This window comes from Jeotgalibacillus salarius, from assembly GCF_004405125.1.
GTDB classification, from domain to species: domain Bacteria; phylum Bacillota; class Bacilli; order Bacillales; family Jeotgalibacillaceae; genus Jeotgalibacillus; species Jeotgalibacillus salarius.
Genome location: NZ_SORX01000003.1, coordinates 399,435 through 418,296 on the forward strand (window position 1 = coordinate 399,435; position 18,862 = coordinate 418,296).

Consider the following 18,862-nt stretch of genomic DNA (forward strand, 5'->3'; position numbering starts at 1 on the left):
CTCTATTCGTTACTTTCAGGTTTAATCAATGTATCCGGGAGAATAATAATAAAAGTCGATCCATTTCCGGGACTGCTTTGAACGGTTACTTGTCCACCATGCAATTCAACGATCTTTTTCACAAGTGACAGACCCAATCCTGTGCCTGAAGCATTTCTTGTACGATCCGCCTGATAGAATCGTTCAAATATCCGCTCAAGATGCTGCGGGTCAATGCCTTCTCCTGTATCACTGACCTCAACACGAATCTCACCATCAGAGATATCCATTTTCACAGACAGTTTTTCATACTGAGGTGAGTGCTGAACGGCGTTTTTCAGTAGATTAATCCAAACCTGTGACATCAGCTCACGGTCTCCAGTCCACGTGCATTCCGGCAGATTAATTTCGAGTTCAAGCTCCTTTGTTTCCCAGTGGGGCTGAAGCATTAAAATGCATTCTCTAATCTGCTCATCCAGCAGATAGCTTTCTTTCGTCAGATGAATCAGCTTGTGATCGAACTTGGAAAGTTTAAGTAACGTGGAAGATAATTGAGCCAGCCTTTTTGCTTCTCTTTCAATGACAGCAGCATATTCTATGCGTTTTTCGTCCGGAACAACTTCTTTTTGAAGTAATGCTGCAAATCCAATCATAGAAGAAACAGGTGTTTTGAATTCATGTGCCATAACAGCAGATAGTTCTTTATTCAGGTATTCATTCGTCTCAAGCTCTTCAGCCATTTGATTAAACTGCCTTGCCAAATCACCGATCTCATCGTTACCATTGTCCTGAATTTTCACAGCGTAATTCCCTTCATATACCTGACGGGAAGCCTTACTGATTTGCTTCAAGCGTCTTGTTAAAAAAGATATGGCGAATAAAATCAGCAGCGAACCAATCAATGCAACTGCGAGGAAGCTGTAAATGGTCGTATCACGGAATTGTGTAATCTGATTATTATTCAGGTTTGGAGAAATCATATAGATCTCTCCACTTAATTCAAATGCAGCATAGGGCAGCTCACGAAAATCGGTTAAAGTTCCGGTAATGACCTGTCCCGCTTCAAGTTGACCGATCTGCTTATCTGTATAATCTGCCTCTCCGGCATTCCGCCAGTCAGCGATCGAATCATAAGAACGGGATACCAGAATATCGCCAATTACCAGGTCTACAGCCTCTTCTGCTGTAAAAGAACCTGATGTAACAAGTGTCTGTAAGATTTCCCCCTGATCATTCAGCTGCAGTTCGACATCCTCTCTGATCCGGTCCAGCTGAATGGTGAAAAGAAGTGTGAAAGAAATCATCATTGGAATGAATAACAAGCCGATGAAGATGATGAGAAAACGTCCGTATATCGTGTGAAAAAAACGCTTCATATGTGTACCTCCAACCGGTAACCAAGCCCCCATACCGTTTTCACTTCAAAGTCATTGACCCCCTCAAGGCGCTGTCGGATCCTTTTGATGTGCACGTCAATTGTACGAAGATCACTCTCAGCGTCATATCCCCAGATGTCATCCATTAGCTGCTGCCGGGTGAATATCTTTGTTGGACTTGATGCGAGTTTAAACAGAATCTGAAATTCTTTCAGAGGAAGCTCCAATGTAGTTTCACCGTAAGTAACCGTTCTTGAAGAATCGTCAATGACTGTGCCTCCAAACTTGATCTGTTTTTCTTTTGATATGTGAGCTCTCCTGAGAAGTGCACTTACCCGGAGAAGCAGCTCTTCTAATTCAACCGGCTTGACCAGGTAGTCATCTGCTCCGGATAAAAATCCTTTCCTTTTATCCTCAAGTGTTTCAAGTGCCGTCAGCATCAGGACCGGAAAGTCATAAACCTCCCTGAGTTCTGATGTTAGCGTCACCCCATCTAGGTTCGGCATCATCACATCCGTTATGACCAGGTCAATTCCCTGCTGGTCAAGCACCTGAAGAGCCTCTGAACCATCTTCCGCTTCAAAAACACGGTATCCGGCCTGAGTCATTCCTTCCCTGAGATAATGACGCAGTGCCTGATCATCTTCTACAATTAATACACGAACCATTTTTTCTCCTCCTATGCGCTGCGGAGTGCTTCAATCGGATTCAGGCGCGACGCTTTTCTGGCCGGAACAAACCCGAAAATCACACCAATGATCATAGAAAAACCTGCAGCGATAACAATTGAAGTGCCAGACAGTGTAAAACCGATTCCCATCGCCAGACTGGCAAGGAAGGCAAGCGCGGCACCAAATCCGATTCCGATCAGACCGCCAAGCAGTGACAGGAAGATCGATTCCAGTAAGAACTGAAGCTGAATATAACCAGGTGAAGCACCTAACGCTTTCCGAAGCCCAATTTCACTCGTGCGCTCAGTCACTGACACAAGCATCATATTCATAATGCCAATTCCGCCAACCAGCAGTGAAATTGAAGCAATCCCTACTAACAGCATAGATAACATTGAATTGATCTGGTCAATAGATGCCAACGCATCTTCAAAGTTCGTTACGCTGTAGACATCCTCATTCTGGTTAAATGCATTTCGTAAAACCACTGTTGCCTGATCGACAATTCCATTCGCATCAGCACCCGCCTCCATATAGAGGTCTGTCTGATTGATTGTCGTAACACCCAACACTCTTTGTGCTAATGGGTAAGGAATCATCACGAGTTCATTGACGGATGTGACAGAGAAGCTGCTTGAAGGTGCCAGTACACCGACAACTGTAAAGGTTCTGCCGTTAAGTGTCACTTCTTTATTAATCGGATCTTCAAGCGGAAACCATTGATTTGCTAATTCAGCCCCAATCACCGCAACAGGCGTTTCCTGTTCTATATCTGCCTGTAGCAACCCTCTGCCTTTTTCAAGTGCATCAGGCGTTTGTTCAAAATAAACTTCGCTTCTGCCGGATAGTGAGATGTCGTCGGCAGAAACAGGACTCGCAACCATTCCCTGTAAAGTCGGAGAGACACCTCTTACCCCTTCGATCTCTGTTAAGTCTGCTATTTCCTCTGACGTCATTCCTGCTTTTTGTTCTGTGCCCTGAATCTGTATACTGATCCGGTCAGCGCCAAATGTGGAAACCTCTTCATTAATAGAAGCTGTTGCGCCATTTACAATGGTCATTAATGCAATGATGGCACCAACACCGATCACAATCCCGAGCATCGTCAGAAATGAGCGCATCCGGTTTGCTGAAATATTGAGCCATGCCATCCGAATATTTTCTCTAAACACCTTGACCACGCTCCTCTCTGATCTCTCCATCGAGTAAATGAATGATACGGCTGCCATAGCGCGCAATTTTCTCATCATGAGTAATCATGACAATTGTTTTTCCTTCCTGGTGAAGCTGTGTAAACAGCGTCATGATCTGCTTACCTGTCTGCTGATCAAGTGCACCTGTAGGTTCATCGGCAAGAAGCAATGAAGGTGCTGTCACCAGTGCGCGCGCAATGGCTACACGCTGCTGCTGACCACCGGACAGTTGATTTGGCTTATGAGACAGCTTATCTGCAAGCCCTACCTTCCCAAGCAAATCCGCTGCAAGATTTCGGCGTACTTTTTTTGATAATCCGGAATAAATAAGCGGAAGTTCAACATTTTCTAAAATAGATAGCCTCGGAAGCAGCTGAAATTGCTGAAAAACAAATCCAATTTCTTTGTTTCTAAGCGCAGCAAGCTCCTTTTCACTCATGTCAGCTGTATTTTTACCGCCTACTGTATAGTCACCTGATGATGGCGTATCAAGGCAGCCGATCATATTCATCAGCGTGGATTTACCAGAACCGGAAGGACCAAGTATCGTCACAAAATCACCCTGCTGCACCTCTAACTGAATAGATTTCAACACGGTCTGCTGTTCTTCTCCCAGCTGGTAGGATTTTGATAGATCGTTCATTGAAACGATGGCACTCATTGACCGCCGCCTCCCATCATCGGTGGAGCAAAGCCTCCGTCAGCGTTATTTTCTTCGATTACGATTTGATCGCCACTGACAAGCCCTTCAGTAATTTGAACACGCAAACCATCTGTTATACCAAGCTTAATATAGCGTTTGGTTAGACCCTCTTCACCATTCTCTATCCATACAAATGGCTGGTCCTGATCATCATATTCGATCCCATCAAGTGAAAGAGTGGGTACATCAGTTACTTCCTCACGCACTGTTAAAGCTTCAAGCGTCATACCTGCTCTCATATTATCAGTTTCATCTATTTCTACTTTTGCAGTGAAATAAGCACGTGCACTTGGTGAGCCATTGGTGACTGCTTCATTTGCTATACTACTGATCTCGCCATTTACCTCTTCATCCATTGAGGAGATACGGATCAACACAGACCCGCCTTCAGTAACGTAGCCAATATCAGACTCATCGATCTGTATACTTGCTTCTAAATCTGTGTAATCCACAATCTCCATAAGTGGTGTCCCTTGCATAAGCTGCCCGGATTCTGCTTTGACCCCACTAACTGTGCCACTGGCTGGTGATATGATATTTCCCTGCTCTCCTTCAGCCAGAACATCTCCCTCGCTCACGACCTGACCTTCTTCAACAATGATGTTAAACAAATCTGACCTTTCTGCTGATACGAGCGTCCGGCTGTCCGGTGTCAGCGTTCCAGTGAAGCTGTTATATGTCGTAATCGTTTCTTCTGTCACTTCCTCTGTTTTTACAGCACCTGTATCATTCGCAGCAAAAAGTGGAACAGCTGCACCTGCTACCACGACTAATGCTACTGCTCCAATCAGCCACCCTTTTTTCTTAACCTGTTTTTTTGTCATGATGAATCCTCCTATTTAAGTGATAAGAGGATCATAAACAAAAGGTATGAACGAATTATGAACTGGCAGTTGATGAATGTAATCGGATATTCAGTTTAATTATGTATGTCGAGAATCGGGCTAACGTAGTTGATTGGGATTCTTTTTTGAAGCGGAATTACTGGTGATTTTCACTGTAACTTCTCTTGGCCTGACATCAATAGTAGTTAATGCTGTCATATCAATCCATACCGGCAGATACGTTCCTCTGGTATCGTTGACGTCCGTTAATTCTTCCCCCTGTCCAGCCCCAAATATTCCACCAGTAATATCAGCCTCAAAAAAATACTGGATTCCTTCATATTCTATTTCAGACATACATTGTCCCACCTTCACAAGCACACCCAGTTCTTCAAAAGCCTCTCTTTTTGCCGCTTCTTCAGGCGTCTCACTAGGCTCAATACCGCCACCCGGAAAAACATAATATACTTCGTTGTTTCTGACTCTTTTCATTAACGCGACCCGACCATTTTGAACAATGACAACTGCACTTCTATTTCTTATAAATGGACACCTCCACTTTTTCCAAATCATTAAAACGAGTATACTTGCAGTGACGAAAGGTGGGAATAATGATGAAAACAATTGGGCTGATTGGCGGAATGAGTTGGGAATCTTCTGCTACTTATTACCGGATGATCAATGAAGCGGTAAAAGAACAGCTTGGCGGCCTGCACTCTGCGAAATGTATTTTATATAGTGTGGACTTTGATGAAATTGAACGGTATCAGACGGAAGGCGACTGGAACGCAGCAGGCAGAAGGCTTTCAGATGCTGCTCGTTCTCTGGAAAAAGCAGGTGCTGACTTTGTTGTGATCTGTACAAATACTATGCATAAGGTTGTTGATCAGATAGAAAAAAGTATCCAAATCCCCGTTTTACATATTGCGGACGCTACAGCAAAGCAGATCCAACAATCGGGTATACAGACAGTTGGTTTGCTCGGGACACGTTATACAATGGAGCAGGACTTTTACAAAGAGCGGCTGACGTCTCAAGGGATCAATGTCATGACACCACCTACAGAAGATCGGAACCGGATTAATCAGATCATTTTTAATGAGCTGTGTCTTGGTAAAATTGAAAATGCTTCACGTGATTACTATAAGGCTGTCATTTCGCAACTGGTCGCTGATGGGGCTGAAGGAATCATTCTCGCCTGTACAGAAATCGGCTTGCTAATCAGTCAGGAAGATGCTGCTGTAACACTATTTGATACAACAGAGATTCATGCACTAGAGGCTGTGAAACTCGCATTAGAGGAGTAATAAGATGAAAACAACACTTCAATCATTGATCATCACATTAACCATTATGACGGCAGGTTTCACACTGGCTTTTCCAGTTCCGGTCAGCAACATGTCAGTTCTGATTTATTACTTATATTTCGCAGCGGGCCTATTGCTTGTTGCACTCCCACTGTCACTCATTGCAGGATTCATGAAGCTATGTACATCTGCAAGACTGGCGTTATACGTGGCAGTCGGGTTTGCAATCACTACTGCATTTCTTGGACCGGACTTCATGATTCCGCTTTTCAGCACCATCGCCTGTTTTTGGCTTGTGGAATCAGTCATGATCAGGTTTTCTTATAAAGAATTGATCATAAAAAGAGTCGCAAATATCTTTATGTATGCTAATGTTGCCTTGATTTTATTTGTATTTTTCTTTGTAGAGTTGTGAAGGCAGCATTCTTTACCTTACACTTCTCTACTGATCTTCTTTACTTTTTAACAGTTCAATCAGCTCGCGGTTATGCTCCAAAAGCTTCTTTAACGCGCCATCAATAGATATAATTGAAACAATTAAGATAACGAAAAAAATGATGAAGAGAAACTCCATTTGTAAGCCTCCTTGCATGTAACGTTTTGAAATCATTAGACGGGGACATTAGTTCACCCACCCGAAATTAAATGCCCCGAAAAAGCCTGTTGCAAAAAAGATGACAGTAATGATTGTTAAGTATCCTAGTTCCAATAACGTAACTTTATAGTTATTACGGTTTTCCGCATGCTTCCATTCCATATATGCCCTTAAAAGTTCAGTGAAAGGAATGACTGCAAGAATTGCTACATAAGGGCTCAAATACCACTTCAACTCTCCGCCATCATCCAAAACAAACATTTGAAAAGTAAATAAGACCAGGATACCGACTAACCCGGATATTCTGAACGTCCACTCAAACCTTTTATGGGTAGCATTAAGATAGTTATCGTAAGCAAAAAAACTCATTTTATCAGCGCGAAGTAATCTCCTCGCTATCGGGCGAAATGAAAAAGCAATTCCTAATGTCAGCATCACCGAGAAAAAAACAACAAAATTACTTGCACCCTCTAAAAAATCCATCAAATCCCCCCTAATTTATATCAAATGCTCCTGCCTGTTCAAAAACCTGATCACCCTTTTTTCCTCAGTCACATCAACGCGATGAATGCCTGTATCACCTGTTGGAAAAGCTGCCTGTGTTACAACCGGCAGCTGAAGTAATGATTTCAGCAGGTTGGAGATCATTCCGCCATGCGATACAATTGCCACTCTGTCATATGTCTTATAGTCATTCAAAATCTTATGTAATACTTTCTCCGCTCTCATCCTAAATTCAAGCTCGGATTCCCCACCCTCAATGGGAACATGAATCGACCTGCCACCTTCAGGAATCGGATGTTTCGTTAATGCCTCTTCTCTTGAAAGACCGGCCAGCACGCCATTATTAAATTCCATTAAGTCCTCTTCTATTACACATTCACAATCAGCAGACTCTTTTAAAATCTCAGCAGTACGGTGCGCGCGTTTTAAAGGGCTGGCAATGATTATGTCGGGTTTAAAGTTGGTAGTCACATACACTGCCATCTTCCATGCCTGCATTTCACCAAGCCCAGTCAGCGGAAAGTCCGCTCTTCCTTCATGCACACGCAGCAGATCTGCCTCAGACTGACCGTGTCTAATCATGATGAGCTCCATCTAATCCCTCCTAACAGATTCCAGTGATTTTACATAAGTATAGCAAAAAATGGGTGTAAGCGTTTAATGAATACGAGGGTCAGACCCATGCCTTCACACATAAACAAACAGTTATATAGAACTAGGCAAATAGTATATTTAGCACTTAATCCCTCTAATCCCATTATGTAACATTGTAATTGTCAGAAATTTCTTATCATATCTCAGGAGGCGATTTTGTGAAGAAGAAAACGGTTGTTACAATGGCACTTGCTACAACATTGGCGCTTGGTGCTGCTACTCCCCAGCTGGCTTATATGAAGGGACCATCCCTTGAAAAGGTCAACAGTCAGTTTGACAAAAAGGTCTTAAACCAGCTGGATGCACAGCGGATTTATGACAACATCGACACGCTGGCGCAGGAACCAAGAGTTGCCGGTACTGATGCAGAGGATCAGGCAGTCGAATTTATCGCAGAAGAGTTTGAGTCGTATGGCTACGATGTTGAAATTCAGCCATTCACATTCTTCGGATATACTCCTCCATCTTCACTGTCACTTTCAGTTGAAGGCTTTGAAGGTGAGCTGAACCCACGTTCTTTTACATATTCAGTGAACGGTGATGTGACAGGTGAGCTTGTGGACGTTGGATTAGGTACTGTGGATGACGTAGCAGGACTAGATCTTACAGGTAAAATTGCATTAATTCAGAGAGGTAGTATTTCTTTTGGTCAAAAAGTGCTGAATGCTGCTGAAAGAGGAGCAGCTGGTGTAGTCATTTATAATAACGTTGATGGTGTATTGAACGGGACGCTTGGCGCTTATGATGAGCGCTATGTGGCTGCTGTCAGCCTATCTAAATCCGAGGGCGAAGCGCTTAAAGCTCTGGCAGGCAGTACTGCGACATTAACAGTTGAAGGTGCTGAAGCGGGCGACCGTACTTCGCATAACGTGATTGCGACGAAAGAGCCGACAAATCAGAAAAAAGCAAATGACGATATCATTGTTGTCGGTGCACACCATGACTCAGTTCCAGGCGCACCTGGTGCAAATGATGACGCTTCTGGTACTGCGATGACACTGGAGCTTGCACGCGTACTAAAAAATGTACCGACTGATACTGAGCTTCGCTTCGTAACATTTGGAGCGGAAGAGCTTGGTTTGATCGGATCTTATCATTATGTAGATACGTTAAGTGATGAGGAAATTGATAACACAGTGGCAAACTTTAACCTTGATATGGTGGGAAGCCGTGACGCTGGTGATCTTGTCATGCGTACACTGGATGGTCAACCAAACCTTGTAACGGAGCTTTCTCAGAAGTCCAGCCTGAAATTAAACGGAGAAGCAACTCCATTTTCCCAGGGTGGTAGCAGTGACCACGTGCCATTTGCAGCAGCAGGTATTCCTGCAGCTCTGTTCATTCATGCACCGCTTGAGCCATGGTACCATACGCCAGACGACACAATTGATAAAATCGATATTAATAAACTGCAGGATGTCGCTGAAATTGTAGGGTCTGCCGTCTATGACCTTGCACAATTCGACCATCCATCACAGTCGAAAAATACAGGAAAAGTTGATGTTGAAGCTGATATGATCTTTGAACAGTCAGTGAGATAATTCTTATAGTAGAGTGCCCCTATTCTTTAAGGAGCAGGGGCACTGTTAACATTTGACAACACTTCTGTAATTGAGTATAACTGAAACACGGTATACTTCTCTAATTCCCTCCAACTTCTCTCAATTATTTTCCGTACACCTAAAAGTTAAAACCATTTAAAAGTAATCATCACGTTGGATACCTTAGCAGAAGTCTGTCGAAAAACAGATAGGATGTGGATTTATGGGATTAGGCATGAGCATTTACGTTATTCCAAAAATTAAAGATCTTTCATGGAAGGAGACGATTGAAGCTGATCAATTTGTCAGGAGAAAAGAAACCGAAGAACCTCTTTATCAAAAGGTAAAACATTACCGCTTACCTATTCCCTACAGCAATGGAATTGAATCTATTTTTCGGGAACTCGTTTATTGGCGTAATGAGCATGGCCTTCATTGGTGGTTCATAGATGAACTTTTCAATGGTATAGACCCCAATCCCGCTGTCAAAATCATACCCCCGGAAAAAATCATTGAACTTCACCAGAATTGCTGCGAGATCATTAGTCAGTATATTAAGTCATATCACATACCATCCCTTCAGATAAATGCCTTTTTAGAAAACCTCAATTATGAAAATTGCTCCGTATACGAGTTTCTCAGATCCATTGAGTATATGAAAGAAATCACTCAAAATGGGTTTTTAGAAAATCACTATTTTCAATATCAAAGCACGTGGTGAATATCCGTTGTGGATTGATAGCACAAATGCTATCATCTATATTAATATAGATGAGGGTCTCTATATGAAAACAGAAAAATATATCATCATAAGTCAGGGAAATATTGAGGATTTCGAGGACACGTTACTTTATTATGCAGAACAGGAAGTAATCAAATCGAAACCTGGCACATGGAGCAAACTTGCAGATAAATATGCAAGGCTATTGGTCATACTGAGTATTAATCCTTATCCAGATATCGATCATGAAAGCCAACTAAGTAACAATCAGATGAACGCTATCAAATATATTCATCACAATACGCATTATCGGAATTTTTACAGGTTGGGGTTTTCAGGCGGCGGCACAGGCAACCACCGTATTATTTTTGCAATCCATAATTACGGGAAAATCATCATGCTGCATCACTTTTTGAAACAATATAATGGTTTGATTCATCGGCACGATATTTTGCCAGCTGAACTTAATTATGAAGCATACTGCCAACATGATCCTAATTTGTATTAAAAGGAGGCAAAGTCAACATGAGTGATTTTTTACAAAAATATGCTGGGGTGAGAGGAAAAGATCACGTTCAAAAGTTAAAAACAGAAGGAGTGATTGCTGCTCAAATTAAATCAGCAAGAAAACAGGCGGGCTTGTCACAGCAGCAGCTTGCTGATCAAGCAGGAATCCCAAAATCAACTGTCGGACGTATTGAAGCGGGTATAACTAGCCCAAAAGTAGATACTCTTTTTCGTTTATCACGTGTATTGAATACACAATTTATTATTGATGGCACTATAAATGATGACTTCTCTTCCGCAATAAAATAAGGGCATTTTTAATAAAGCAAAAAACCCGGTCTCCCATATGTGGAAGACCGGGTTTTTACGTTGATCAATCTTGTTTTTCATCAGAGTCTGTAGATTGTTTGTTAGCTTTACTCTGATAAGGCTTAAAGCTTTTTGCTTTCTTTGCTTTTGCCTGCCAGCGGTTCCAGCCTTTTTTGCCGGTACCCTGACCTACGCCGCTCTTTTTTGATTTTGCCATCTATTTTCACTCCAAAGAATAGAATACCGCTTAGTTAGTGACTTGAAATGCCGGAAAACATTATGCCTGTTCTATACGGCTCTTCTTCATTTTATCACGAACTGATCCGAGAAGCTTCATTAGACTATATTTTTACCACTATTCATCCTTCAGCCGTTTCTTGAATAACATACTTGCAATTACGAGCGTTATCACTGTCCATCCTGCAATCACTGCAAGTGAAATGATAATATCTGTTATATTACCTGCCGCACTATATCCCTCAAGCATAATCAATTGTGAACTCGGGAGCCATTTCAACACTTCAAGCACTGAGTATGTCTCAGCAAGTCCCATCGCAAGTGGTCCGAGTGAAAAAATCGCCATAACAGGCAGTATCGCAACGGATGCTTCCATCACGGTCTTTGTGAACAGTCCGCATATAATCCCAAGACCAATGTAGAAAACTGTAGAGATCGTTAATCCTGCTGCTAAAATAAACAGGTTCGCCGGAGTAAACCCAAGGATCATAATCGTCAGTGTGACAATCACAATTGTTATTGAAAAGACAAGCGTGCTTTTACCAATCAGAATATCTGCCATTGATGCAGGAGACATCATCAGACTGCGTAATGTGTTACTTTCCTTTTCTTCAGCAATCAGGCAGGCCTGAATAAACGTAGTAACAAACGCGAAGGTCATGTTAACAGGAAGAAAATACAGATCCAATGAGGCAGCCCCTGCATTCTGATAGAAAAGAGCAAGTACTAAAGGCATTAAGACCATCGTTGAGATTGCATAGTTACGTGAAAACTCTTTATAATCCTTAATAAAAATTGCACGCATTCTTTTGACTGAAACATTCATCGTAGGTCCCTCCCTGTCATCTCCATAAATATATCTCCCAGTGTCGGTTCATTTGACCAGATTCGCTGGATCAGCTGATGTCTCATCCATTCTTCAAGTCTTTCGGCCGTTGTCAGTTCATTCAGCGGCAGAGTGTGCTGCTCACCATTTGTCAGCTCCACAATCATTGACTGATCACTGTGACGCAATCTTAATTCTGAAGGCGCGCCAATTGCCTGAATCTTTCCTTCGTGTAAAAATGCGACACGGTCACACAACGTTTCAGCCTCTGCCATATCATGTGTCGTCAGGAAAATCGTTGTACCCATTTCATTTAACTTACGCAGCCCCTTATAAATGTGATGCGTGTTTCCAGGGTCCAGCGCTGAGGTTGGTTCATCAAGAAATAACAGATCCGGGTTATGCATTAGCGCCCGTGCAAGAGTTACACGCTGAAGCATTCCTTTAGAAAGCTTGGACACCTTCTTTTTGCGTGCATCCTGAAGATTCACAAATGCCAGCGCTTCATCAATTGCGCTGTCATCCAGCCCATATAAGTCTTTATAAAGCATCAGGTTTTCCTCTACTGATAGTCTTTTGTACAATCCACTGTTATCCGTTAATAGGCCAAAGCGTGATTTATTCTCCACACGTTTCATTTCATTAACTGGCATACCAAAAACAGATGCTTTTCCTTTGTTCTGATCCAGTTGGGCAGTCAATACTTTAATAAGTGTTGTTTTACCTGAACCACTAGGCCCAAGCAAGCCGAAAATCTCCCCTTTATGTACCGAAAAATTTACATCCTCTAAAGCGATAAACTCGTTAAATTTCTTTCCTAAATGCTCTACGTTAATTTCTGCTGTCATTTGCGCAGCCTCCTTTGTTGATTTCTAACCTAAGTGTAGTCAGTTCAACAAAAGTACGCTGTAATATTCGGATCAATTGTAGAAAAATGATGGCCAACTGTACCCGAAAACTGCTGAGCTGTCCCCTCATATTCCCCGGGAAATACTAGGAAACGCCAAGAAGCTCCTTCAGTTCCGCAAGCTTCGCACGAGATAGCGGAATTACACTGCTTTCTCTGTCATTAAGCTTCAGACTATAGCTGTTTTTCGTCCAGGTAATGATCTCCCTGACCTTTTGCAGGTTCACAATGTAGGATCTATGACAGCGATAAAAGCCATATGGACGTAATTGCTTTTCAAGCTCCTGAAGCGTTAATGTGCAATTGTACCCTTTACCAGCTACATTTACTTGTGCAGATCCATCCACACTTTCAACATAATCAATTTCAGGCGGGTTAAACAGAATGGTTTTTCCCTCATGCTTCGTTTGAATTTTTTCAATTCTGATGACAGGCTGCTCTTCTTCAGCAGGCGATGCCGTCCCTTCATTAAAATCCATTTTGTGGAATCCATTCTGATCAATTCTATAGAGATCCTCAGTCACAATGAGAAGTTCTTCAAGGTTATGACCAAGAAGTAAAATCGTTTTCTCCTGTTCCTTTATTCTGCTGATCAGCTGCGCCATCACCTTTCTTCCCTCCTCGTCAAGTCTGTCGAAGGGTTCTTCTATGATCAAAAGGTCTTTTGAATATAAAAACGGTCTCAGGAAAGACAGACAATTTCTGCAGCTTTCCGAGAGATCTTTTACTTTTGTCTTTTTTTCATGCTGCAGACCAAATAAAGCAATCATATCCTCGATCGGTATTGTCACTCCTGAAAGATCCTTATGGTAACGAAACGTTTCCTCCACTGTTAATCGCAGAGCAAGCCCATCGTTGTTAAAGTGGAGATAGCCTGCAGGCTTTAACTGATTCATAATGACCTGGGTCCGTTTAATATCTGTATAGATTCCAGTAAGTCCGGCATCAAATGAGAAAGAAGGAAGAACCGTATGGCTGCCTTCTTTTACTTCAGTGAATTGAATATTCATGGATTAACTCCTTCATTCCTTATGTTCTTATACCTCTTTCACTATTCTACAACTCATTCGTCAACTCCTCCGGATTTTTCACAATATTTGAGTGACTATGGTAAAAAAGAATCGAATCATAAAATAAATGTAAAGGTCGCTTTACGTAAAGCGAACTTTACATTATACTCATGAATAGAGGGGAATGTGGCGTATGAAAAATCGTATGAAAGAATTACGGCAGAAAAATAGCATTTCTCAGGAACAGATAGCAGAAATGCTTGGGGTTTCGAGGCAGACCATTATTTCGATTGAAAAAGGTCGCTATAATCCTTCACTGCCGCTTGCGATCCAGATCGCAAGGTGCTTTGACACGTATGTTGAAGAGGTTTTTTTGCTGGAAGATGAAGAGAAATAGAATGTTTGGAGGATTTTAATATGCAGATGAGCAGTAAAGCTGGGAGAAAGACGTTTTTCATATTTGGACTGGTGTTTCTTTCATTTGGGATATTAATCAACGTTGTTTCCATTGCATCAGGCAACTTTTTTGTTGGTCATGAATTCGTTTATATAGGAACGACGGTTATGTGCTTTTGTCTTTCTTATCTATATCCACAATTTAAGGAAAATGATGAACGGTCTAAGAAGATTAAGGAACGCGGTATGTTTTTCAGCTACATATTTATTATGGGATACATGCTCGTGTTTTAATGTTGTTTCAATTTGAAGGTTTTATGCTGGATGGCTACCAAACCGTCAGCCTGCTCACAGCGTTGACGATCAGTACTGTTTTTATTTCTTTCGTGGTGCTGTCGAAGCGTTATTAAAAGGGAAAGCAAGGGTCTGACCCCTTGCCTTCCCTGCAGTCTGGATCTGTCCCAAACTTCACTCCACACCAATCTTATCCATAATAAACGCATAACACTCAGCCGCTTCTTTCAAATGATCAAACCTGCCTGACGCACCAAAGTGCCCAGCTCCCATATTGGTTTTGAGCACGAGCGTGTTGTCGTCTGTTTTCTTCGTACGCAGTCTGGCTACCCATTTCGCCGGCTCCCAGTAAGCAACGCGCGGATCGTTCAGACCGGTTGTGATATACATGTGCGGATATTCTTTTTCTTCCACATTGTCATACGGGCTGTAGGATTTCATATACGTATAATCCTCTTCCCTCTGCGGGTTACCCCACTCATCCCACTCCAGCGTTGTTAATGGAATCGTGTCATCAAGCATCGTTGTGAGCACGTCCACAAACGGCACTTCAGGTACGATCACTTTGAAAAGGTCCCCTGCCATATTCGACACAGCCCCTACAAGTAATCCGCCTGCACTGCCACCGCGTGCAGCCATCTGATCAGCTGTTGTATACCCTTCTTCAATTAAGAAGCGTGCAGCATCAATAAAGTCCGTAAATGAATTGAGCTTGTGCTGCGTTTTTCCATTTTCATACCAGTGTCTGCCCATTTCACCGCCACCGCGCACCTGAGCTGTCACGAATACAACCCCTTTATCTAAAAGCGGCAGGCGATAAGCGTTGAAGTATGGGTTGCTGTCCATCCCATAGGATCCATACCCAGTCAGAATAAGTGGTGCAGGACCGTCATCTATTGCACCTTTTTTATAGCTGACCATCAATGGCACTTTGACGCCATCTTTTGCAGTCGCCCACAGCTGGTGCTGATTGTATGCTTCCGGGTCATATTCTCCGTTGACTGCTGCTGTGTGAATCGCCTGTTTTTCACCTGTGGCAATCTGCAGGCTGTATGTGGTATCCGGTGTTAAAAGTGATTCGTATTCAATTAAAAGTTCATCAGAATCGTAGCTTTGACCACCTACAATAGACAGTGTATAAAGCGGCTCATCCCACTCAAGCTGCTGCAGTTCGTTATGTTCAAGCACCCAAATCTGCGTCAGACCATTCTCACGTCCGAGTACGAAAAGTTTGTTTTTTGTCGGATATACCACCTGAAGATAACGGTTTTCATCATATGGAATGACTTCCTCACGACGAGAAAGATCTGAGACCGGACAACGAAGCAGCTTAAAATTTAAAGCATTTTCATTTGTCAGAATCAGCAGGTCCTCTCCCCAGTGATCCACGTCATACTTAATTCCTCTGCGGCGCTCGTCAACCAACTGAATAGGTGATAGCGGTTTTTCTGAATCAATCAGACGAACCTCTTCTGTCATCGTTGAACTTGAGTGTACGGTGATGTACTTGCCGCTTTGCGTTTTCGAAATAAATAACGCAAAAGTCACTTCCTGCTCTTCATATAAAAGTTCATCACCCTCAGTACTGCCGACCTCATGTCGCCACACACGATAAGGACGCTGCATGTCATCAACCGTCACATAGAAAATGTATTTTCCGCACTGGCTCCACTCCATGCTGCCGAAAATATATACATTCTCAATTCGATCAGAAAGTAGATCGCCCGTTTTCAAGTCTTTTATGTAAATGGTATAACGGTCTGAACCATCACGGTTGTCAAGATACGCAAGCTTCGTCTGCTCCTCATTCAAACGCTGCAGCGTCACACTTAAATAGTCGTCATCACCTGCAAGCAAATTTAAATCAAGAATGACTTCCTCTTCCTCCTGATCCAAAAGCTCACGGCTCTCAACTCTTTTACGCGCATAAATCGGATACTGCTTATCCTTTTGCTCCCGTGAATAATAAAAATACTGTCCATTTTGAACAGGTACCTTCTCTTCAGACTCAGGCACGCGTGCAACCATACCTTCAAAGATCTCATTCGTCTTCTGCTCAAGTGGCTTCATCACTTCACTAAAATACTTGTTCTCCTCTTCCAGGTAAGAAACAACCTCAGGATTCGTCTTATCTTTCATCCAGTAGTAATGATCCTCCCGGATATCGTTATGTATATCGTGCGTAAAAGGTACGCGCTTTGCTATAGGTGCATTCATTGAAATCCTCCTCACTTTTTAATTAACAGAAAAATCTGCATATGGTTATCATATCCAACTTTCAAATGAAATGCTATCCTTTATGAACGTTCGAATCAGATTTATGAATATAGAATTGGCATTAATTTGGATGAATGTGTAACTTTTTTTGTTGCAAATCGTAGTTACTAGAAACGGAGGGATAACATGAACCCCAAAAAACTAATCTATGCTACATTCCATATTATTGGACCAATTCTTTACTTCTTTGCATACATCACAATGCAGTATTTAAACGGAGTCCCACTCTCAGAATCAATGAGTGATGCACTCTCAATCATCGCAATCTATTTAGTCGGTGTATCAATTCTCTGGCTGTTCAGTATGGATAAACTTGATAAAGCAATTGAAGCTGATAAGAAAGCAAAGCAGCAGAACCAAAGCTGACTGGTAAAGCAGATCATTATCTCTAAATGTTCAACCGCGTTACAATGTGGGTATTATACATATACATTTATTGGAGGGATTAGACGATGCAAAAAACAATTCACTTAATTAACCGCCCGAAAGGAACACCGACACATGACGATTTCAAGTTAGTAGAAGCACCAATCGGTTCACCTGAACAGGGTGAGGTATTGATCCGCACAGTCTACATTTCAGTTGACCCTTATTTGCGCGGCAGAATGAACGAAGGAAAATCTTATATTGAACCATTTAAGTTAGATGAAGTACTTTCAAGTGCTGTCATTGGCCAGGTTGAAGAATCAAAATCAGACCGTTTTTCAAAAGGTGACGTTGTCATCGGATCACTTGGCTGGCAGGAATATTCAGTTGTAAAAGACAATGAAGTCCGTAAAGTCGATCACAAGCAGGCCCCTGCATCAGCTTATCTTAGCGTACTTGGCATGACTGGCCTGACTGCCTACTTCGGCCTGCTTGATATCGGTAAGCCTAAAGAAGGCGAAACCGTGGTTGTATCAGGCGCTGCCGGCGCGGTTGGTTCTGTAGTGGGACAAATCGCTAAACTCAAAGGGGCACGCGTCGTTGGGATTGCAGGCTCTGATGAAAAAATCAGCTACCTGAAGGATGAGCTTGGCTTTGATGCTGCAATTAATTACAAAACGGAAAATGTCTATAAAGCACTGAAAGAAAACTGTCCTGATGGCATTGACGTATATTTTGAAAACGTTGGCGGAGAAATCGGCGATGCTGTATTACCGCTTCTGAACAACTTTGCCCGAATTCCTGTCTGCGGAGCAATCTCAGGATATAATAAAGCTGAACGGGACATGGGACCACGTGTTCAGGGCTATCTGATCAAGACAAGCTCTCTCATGCAGGGCTTTACTGTCGGCAACTATACTTCACGCTTCAAAGAAGGCGCAGAAGCACTTGCAGGCTGGCTTGGTGAAGGAAAACTGAAGTATGAGGAAACTGTAACAGAAGGCTTTGATCATACAGTTGATGCTTTTCTTGATTTGTTTGAAGGGAAGAATCTTGGTAAGGCAGTTGTGAAGATTAGTGACATTCAATAATAGAAAAGCTTTCTCCCTATCCGTTTTTATTGCGGATAGGGAGTTTTTTTGGGGCTTTTACATATAGAATAAAACGAATTTTCTATTCATAGCTTACTTTAAGAACGCCAGAAGGTAAGTGATTTGAAAAAAATAATTCCAGGGCTTATTTTGATAAGCGTTTTAGCCATCATTAGCACAACGTTCTTCTATGATAATTCTCAACATTCAGCTGAATCCAAAGACTCTGCGGTCAAACAAACAGAAGAAGCCAATAATATTATTGACGATATAAGCCAAAGCAAATTACAAGTTCAAATAACCGAAAAGCTAAAACAAGAGGGATACACCCCTACCGGAACATACGGCTTTTCAATATATAGCTTTGAAAATAAATCAATTACAATAGATTTATCAGAAATCCCAAAAGCAAAAGAAGCTGCTGAAAAACACATACAGGAGATTGTGAATGATATCTCACAGGAAAATCAACTGGGAATTTTTAAAACGACAATCCAATAATTGAAAAAGGCTCTAACGAATCGAGTAGGAGGGGAATTTTCATTCCCCGACCTCTCACACCACCGTACGTACC

General features: G+C 42.2%; 25 protein-coding genes. 11 read left to right on the top strand and 14 right to left on the bottom strand.

What is annotated here, in order from left to right; translation table 11 throughout:
- Positions 1-2 precede the first annotated feature (2 nt).
- The 6 genes from E2626_RS07405 to E2626_RS07430 all read right to left on the bottom strand — a co-directional run bounded on the left by E2626_RS07405 (position 3) and on the right by E2626_RS07430 (position 5,319).
- The gene (locus E2626_RS07405; protein WP_166786767.1) at positions 3-1,355 is read right to left on the bottom strand and encodes a sensor histidine kinase; all 1,353 of its coding nucleotides are present in this window, start codon (positions 1,353-1,355) and stop codon (positions 3-5) included.
- Complete coding sequence (locus E2626_RS07410) at positions 1,352-2,023, bottom strand: response regulator transcription factor (RefSeq protein WP_134381094.1); 672 nt, start codon at positions 2,021-2,023, stop codon at positions 1,352-1,354. The genes E2626_RS07405 and E2626_RS07410 overlap by 4 nt, the downstream gene beginning before the upstream one ends.
- 11 nt (positions 2,024-2,034) lie before the next feature.
- On the bottom strand, positions 2,035-3,198 hold the full coding sequence (locus E2626_RS07415; RefSeq protein WP_244094264.1) for an ABC transporter permease: 1,164 nt from the start codon (positions 3,196-3,198) through the stop codon (positions 2,035-2,037).
- Positions 3,191-3,880, bottom strand: coding sequence for an ABC transporter ATP-binding protein (locus E2626_RS07420; RefSeq protein ID WP_134381095.1), 690 nt, complete (start codon positions 3,878-3,880; stop codon positions 3,191-3,193). Before E2626_RS07420 ends, E2626_RS07415 begins: the two co-directional genes overlap by 8 nt.
- Positions 3,877-4,746, bottom strand: a complete 870-nt coding sequence (locus E2626_RS07425) for an efflux RND transporter periplasmic adaptor subunit (protein WP_134381096.1) — start codon at positions 4,744-4,746, stop codon at positions 3,877-3,879. The genes E2626_RS07420 and E2626_RS07425 overlap by 4 nt, the downstream gene beginning before the upstream one ends.
- Before the next feature lie 120 nt (positions 4,747-4,866).
- A complete protein-coding gene (locus tag E2626_RS07430) occupies positions 4,867-5,319 on the bottom strand; it encodes an NUDIX hydrolase (protein WP_134381097.1) in 453 nt (150 codons plus the stop codon).
- A 41-nt stretch (positions 5,320-5,360) separates the two neighbouring features.
- On the opposite strand from E2626_RS07430, the gene E2626_RS07435 reads away from it, so the two are divergent.
- Both E2626_RS07435 and E2626_RS07440 read left to right on the top strand, forming a co-directional pair.
- Positions 5,361-6,053 carry an aspartate/glutamate racemase family protein gene (locus E2626_RS07435; RefSeq protein WP_134381098.1) on the top strand — a complete coding sequence of 231 codons (693 nt, stop codon included), beginning with the start codon at positions 5,361-5,363 and terminating at the stop codon, positions 6,051-6,053.
- Between the two features lie 4 nt (positions 6,054-6,057).
- Complete coding sequence (locus E2626_RS07440; protein WP_134381099.1) at positions 6,058-6,468, top strand: hypothetical protein; 411 nt, start codon at positions 6,058-6,060, stop codon at positions 6,466-6,468.
- 27 nt (positions 6,469-6,495) lie between these two features.
- Here E2626_RS07440 and E2626_RS17465 read toward each other — a convergent pair whose 3' ends face one another.
- From E2626_RS17465 to E2626_RS07450, 3 genes are read right to left on the bottom strand one after another with little or no spacing between them, the layout of a single operon-like run.
- Entirely contained in the window at positions 6,496-6,627 is a 132-nt protein-coding gene (locus tag E2626_RS17465; protein WP_279587258.1) for a hypothetical protein, read from the bottom strand.
- Between the two features lie 48 nt (positions 6,628-6,675).
- The gene (locus tag E2626_RS07445) at positions 6,676-7,131 is read right to left on the bottom strand and encodes a DUF4181 domain-containing protein (protein ID WP_134381100.1); all 456 of its coding nucleotides are present in this window, start codon (positions 7,129-7,131) and stop codon (positions 6,676-6,678) included.
- 15 nt (positions 7,132-7,146) lie between these two features.
- Entirely contained in the window at positions 7,147-7,746 is a 600-nt protein-coding gene (locus E2626_RS07450) for a histidine phosphatase family protein (protein ID WP_134381101.1), read from the bottom strand.
- 242 nt (positions 7,747-7,988) lie between these two features.
- Between E2626_RS07450 and E2626_RS07455 the strand changes: the two genes are divergently transcribed.
- The 4 genes from E2626_RS07455 (at position 7,989) to E2626_RS07470 (ending at position 10,884) form a co-directional block, all read left to right on the top strand.
- Positions 7,989-9,347 (top strand): M28 family peptidase, encoded by a 1,359-nt coding sequence (locus E2626_RS07455; RefSeq protein ID WP_134381140.1) that lies wholly within the window; start codon positions 7,989-7,991, stop codon positions 9,345-9,347.
- Positions 9,348-9,570: 223 nt separating this feature from the next.
- Entirely contained in the window at positions 9,571-10,068 is a 498-nt protein-coding gene (locus E2626_RS07460) for a hypothetical protein (RefSeq protein WP_134381102.1), read from the top strand.
- Between the two features lie 64 nt (positions 10,069-10,132).
- Entirely contained in the window at positions 10,133-10,576 is a 444-nt protein-coding gene (locus E2626_RS07465) for a hypothetical protein (RefSeq protein WP_134381103.1), read from the top strand.
- 17 nt (positions 10,577-10,593) lie between these two features.
- On the top strand, positions 10,594-10,884 hold the full coding sequence (locus tag E2626_RS07470) for a helix-turn-helix domain-containing protein (RefSeq protein ID WP_134381104.1): 291 nt from the start codon (positions 10,594-10,596) through the stop codon (positions 10,882-10,884).
- A gap of 64 nt (positions 10,885-10,948) precedes the next feature.
- Here the strand turns inward: E2626_RS07470 and E2626_RS07475 are convergent, their stop codons facing one another.
- From E2626_RS07475 to E2626_RS07490, 4 genes are all read right to left on the bottom strand, one after another.
- A complete protein-coding gene (locus tag E2626_RS07475) occupies positions 10,949-11,101 on the bottom strand; it encodes a DUF3934 domain-containing protein (protein WP_134381105.1) in 153 nt (50 codons plus the stop codon).
- 138 nt (positions 11,102-11,239) lie between these two features.
- Positions 11,240-11,947: an ABC transporter permease gene (locus E2626_RS07480; protein ID WP_134381106.1), complete on the bottom strand. Its 708-nt coding sequence runs from the start codon at positions 11,945-11,947 to the stop codon at positions 11,240-11,242.
- Positions 11,944-12,795, bottom strand: coding sequence for an ABC transporter ATP-binding protein (locus tag E2626_RS07485; protein WP_134381107.1), 852 nt, complete (start codon positions 12,793-12,795; stop codon positions 11,944-11,946). The genes E2626_RS07480 and E2626_RS07485 overlap by 4 nt, the downstream gene beginning before the upstream one ends.
- A 145-nt stretch (positions 12,796-12,940) precedes the next feature.
- Entirely contained in the window at positions 12,941-13,864 is a 924-nt protein-coding gene (locus E2626_RS07490) for a LytTR family transcriptional regulator DNA-binding domain-containing protein (protein WP_134381108.1), read from the bottom strand.
- A gap of 193 nt (positions 13,865-14,057) precedes the next feature.
- On the opposite strand from E2626_RS07490, the gene E2626_RS07495 reads away from it, so the two are divergent.
- Both E2626_RS07495 and E2626_RS07500 read left to right on the top strand, forming a co-directional pair.
- Entirely contained in the window at positions 14,058-14,261 is a 204-nt protein-coding gene (locus E2626_RS07495) for a helix-turn-helix transcriptional regulator (protein ID WP_134381109.1), read from the top strand.
- A 20-nt stretch (positions 14,262-14,281) separates the two neighbouring features.
- Positions 14,282-14,554, top strand: coding sequence for a hypothetical protein (locus E2626_RS07500; RefSeq protein ID WP_244094266.1), 273 nt, complete (start codon positions 14,282-14,284; stop codon positions 14,552-14,554).
- A 174-nt stretch (positions 14,555-14,728) separates the two neighbouring features.
- Here E2626_RS07500 and E2626_RS07505 read toward each other — a convergent pair whose 3' ends face one another.
- On the bottom strand, positions 14,729-16,771 hold the full coding sequence (locus E2626_RS07505; protein WP_134381110.1) for a S9 family peptidase: 2,043 nt from the start codon (positions 16,769-16,771) through the stop codon (positions 14,729-14,731).
- 186 nt (positions 16,772-16,957) lie between these two features.
- Here E2626_RS07505 and E2626_RS07510 point away from each other — a divergent pair, with 186 nt between their 5' ends.
- From E2626_RS07510 to E2626_RS07520, 3 genes are all read left to right on the top strand, one after another.
- A complete protein-coding gene (locus E2626_RS07510) occupies positions 16,958-17,197 on the top strand; it encodes a hypothetical protein (RefSeq protein ID WP_134381111.1) in 240 nt (79 codons plus the stop codon).
- An 86-nt stretch (positions 17,198-17,283) separates the two neighbouring features.
- The gene (locus E2626_RS07515; RefSeq protein WP_134381112.1) at positions 17,284-18,288 is read left to right on the top strand and encodes an NADP-dependent oxidoreductase; all 1,005 of its coding nucleotides are present in this window, start codon (positions 17,284-17,286) and stop codon (positions 18,286-18,288) included.
- Positions 18,289-18,411: 123 nt separating this feature from the next.
- Entirely contained in the window at positions 18,412-18,789 is a 378-nt protein-coding gene (locus tag E2626_RS07520) for a hypothetical protein (protein ID WP_134381113.1), read from the top strand.
- The last annotated feature ends 73 nt before the right edge of the window (positions 18,790-18,862 follow it).

Bases quoted from the DNA above. Each gene is read 5' to 3' on its own strand.
- E2626_RS07420 (WP_134381095.1), bottom strand. From the start codon at position 3,880: ATGAGTGCCATCGTTTCAATGAACGATCTATCAAAATCCTACCAGCTG.
- E2626_RS07515 (WP_134381112.1), top strand. From the start codon at position 17,284: ATGCAAAAAACAATTCACTTAATTAACCGCCCGAAAGGAACACCGACA.
- E2626_RS07495 (WP_134381109.1), top strand. From the start codon at position 14,058: ATGAAAAATCGTATGAAAGAATTACGGCAGAAAAATAGCATTTCTCAG.
- E2626_RS07500 (WP_244094266.1), top strand. From the start codon at position 14,282: ATGCAGATGAGCAGTAAAGCTGGGAGAAAGACGTTTTTCATATTTGGA.
- E2626_RS07440 (WP_134381099.1), top strand. From the start codon at position 6,058: ATGAAAACAACACTTCAATCATTGATCATCACATTAACCATTATGACG.
- E2626_RS07445 (WP_134381100.1), bottom strand. From the start codon at position 7,131: ATGGATTTTTTAGAGGGTGCAAGTAATTTTGTTGTTTTTTTCTCGGTG.
- E2626_RS07470 (WP_134381104.1), top strand. From the start codon at position 10,594: ATGAGTGATTTTTTACAAAAATATGCTGGGGTGAGAGGAAAAGATCAC.
- E2626_RS07485 (WP_134381107.1), bottom strand. From the start codon at position 12,795: ATGACAGCAGAAATTAACGTAGAGCATTTAGGAAAGAAATTTAACGAG.
- E2626_RS17465 (WP_279587258.1), bottom strand. From the start codon at position 6,627: ATGGAGTTTCTCTTCATCATTTTTTTCGTTATCTTAATTGTTTCAATT.
- E2626_RS07405 (WP_166786767.1), bottom strand. From the start codon at position 1,355: ATGAAGCGTTTTTTTCACACGATATACGGACGTTTTCTCATCATCTTC.
- E2626_RS07430 (WP_134381097.1), bottom strand. From the start codon at position 5,319: ATGATTTGGAAAAAGTGGAGGTGTCCATTTATAAGAAATAGAAGTGCA.
- E2626_RS07465 (WP_134381103.1), top strand. From the start codon at position 10,133: ATGAAAACAGAAAAATATATCATCATAAGTCAGGGAAATATTGAGGAT.
- E2626_RS07490 (WP_134381108.1), bottom strand. From the start codon at position 13,864: ATGAATATTCAATTCACTGAAGTAAAAGAAGGCAGCCATACGGTTCTT.
- E2626_RS07435 (WP_134381098.1), top strand. From the start codon at position 5,361: ATGAAAACAATTGGGCTGATTGGCGGAATGAGTTGGGAATCTTCTGCT.
- E2626_RS07410 (WP_134381094.1), bottom strand. From the start codon at position 2,023: ATGGTTCGTGTATTAATTGTAGAAGATGATCAGGCACTGCGTCATTAT.
- E2626_RS07425 (WP_134381096.1), bottom strand. From the start codon at position 4,746: ATGACAAAAAAACAGGTTAAGAAAAAAGGGTGGCTGATTGGAGCAGTA.
- E2626_RS07480 (WP_134381106.1), bottom strand. From the start codon at position 11,947: ATGAATGTTTCAGTCAAAAGAATGCGTGCAATTTTTATTAAGGATTAT.
- E2626_RS07505 (WP_134381110.1), bottom strand. From the start codon at position 16,771: ATGAATGCACCTATAGCAAAGCGCGTACCTTTTACGCACGATATACAT.
- E2626_RS07510 (WP_134381111.1), top strand. From the start codon at position 16,958: ATGAACCCCAAAAAACTAATCTATGCTACATTCCATATTATTGGACCA.
- E2626_RS07450 (WP_134381101.1), bottom strand. From the start codon at position 7,746: ATGGAGCTCATCATGATTAGACACGGTCAGTCTGAGGCAGATCTGCTG.
- E2626_RS07455 (WP_134381140.1), top strand. From the start codon at position 7,989: ATGGCACTTGCTACAACATTGGCGCTTGGTGCTGCTACTCCCCAGCTG.
- E2626_RS07460 (WP_134381102.1), top strand. From the start codon at position 9,571: ATGGGATTAGGCATGAGCATTTACGTTATTCCAAAAATTAAAGATCTT.
- E2626_RS07475 (WP_134381105.1), bottom strand. From the start codon at position 11,101: ATGGCAAAATCAAAAAAGAGCGGCGTAGGTCAGGGTACCGGCAAAAAA.